The organism is Alcanivorax sp. HI0083 (assembly GCF_001635175.1).
Window position 1 is genome coordinate 1 of sequence record NZ_LWFX01000988.1, and the last position, 1292, is coordinate 1292.

2 protein-coding genes are annotated in these 1292 nt (G+C 53.9%); both read right to left on the minus strand.

The window, feature by feature from the left end:
• The coding region (locus tag A3754_RS11815) for a type I restriction-modification system subunit M N-terminal domain-containing protein (RefSeq protein WP_197468639.1) at positions 1 to 223 on the minus strand (223 nt) is incomplete at its 3' end.
• 59 nt (positions 224 to 282) lie between these two features.
• The gene (locus A3754_RS11820; RefSeq protein ID WP_063519849.1) at positions 283 to 1173 is read right to left on the minus strand and encodes a restriction endonuclease; all 891 of its coding nucleotides are present in this window, start codon (positions 1171 to 1173) and stop codon (positions 283 to 285) included.
• Between the last annotated feature and the right edge of the window lie 119 nt (positions 1174 to 1292).

A 1292-nucleotide genomic window follows, 5' to 3' on the forward strand; every position in this document is an offset into this window, starting at 1 on the left:
CGTCGTCGGCCAGCGCTTCGGCTTGCTGCCGGGACTTGCCCTTGCCCAGGTAATACTTGACCACCTTTTCCTGGGCTTCCTCAAACGCATCAGAAAGGCGCTTGAGGAACAGCATGCCGAAAATGTAATCCTTGTACTCGGAGGCATCCATATTGCCGCGCAGGATATCGGCGGCTTCCCAGAGGAAGGATTCCAGTTGTTGCAGGGTGAGCTTTGGGGTCATTAGGTCTGTCTCGGTGTTGTCTTTGTCGCCCGGCGCCCGTTTGCGAGCACCGTGGCCGGTTATTCTTCGTTGAAGTAGTCGCTGTCGATCTGCTTCACGGCATAGGTTTCCTTGATTCCCACCCCCAAGTTGTACTGAATCATCAGCTTGGCCAGCTCCTGGCCGTCGATGAGTACGATCTTTTTCTCGATCAGCCCCACATATTCACGGGCGTCGGCACTGAATTTGGAGGTGGTGATAAACACCCCCTTGCGGGCACGCTGCATGTCCAGCGCCCCGGCAAAGCCCTGGACCTCCGGGCGCCCCACCCCTTTCTCGGTATAGCGTTTCGCCTGCAGGTAGATCACATCCAGGCCTAGCGGATCTTCCTTGATGATGCCGTCGATGCCGCCATCACTGGTGTAACGTGTGGCCTGCCCGGCATCCTCGCGGGAGCCTCCATAGCCCATGGCCAGCATCAGATCGACTACCAGTTTCTCGAAGAAGGATGGCGACGCCGCTGTAATGGTATCCAGCAACTCATCGGCGAGGGAATCCATGAGCGAGGTATAAGCCTGCTGGAGCTGCTCATCCGGGGTATCACTTCGCTCGTCTTCAGTGTTATTTGATGAAGACGGCTCTTCATTGGAGGGGGTATGCGTGTGGAATTCGACAAATTCCGGAAAGCGTTTTAAATACTTAACGTCGATACGACCGGGACAATCTGCGAGTACTTCCCGGCCCCGCTCGGTGATCTGGACTTCGCCTCTATTGGGGCTGATCAATAGTCCCGCTTTTTTCATATAAGTCCGAGACCAACCGACACGATTTTTGATAATCGTTTGTTTCCCGGAAGGAAGGCGCTTTGCTATTTCTTCTTCAGCCAGCTGAAAGTGCTCGCACACATCCTCCAGAACATCTGACATCTGTTTTGGCATCCCATCTTGGATAGATTCCAACACGGGGCGCATCACGGACTGGAAGTCAGGGATCGGCACCAGGCTCTCTCCTTGTTTGCAGGCGCAAAAAATATTTACCGCGTCGGCAATGGCATGCCGAGATTATAAGAATTTTTAATTAGAACGAATGA

What these genes read in the sequence shown, in the direction of transcription:
- A3754_RS11820 (WP_063519849.1), bottom strand. Translation starts at nt 1,173, where the DNA reads ATGCGCCCCGTGTTGGAATCTATCCAAGATGGGATGCCAAAACAGATG.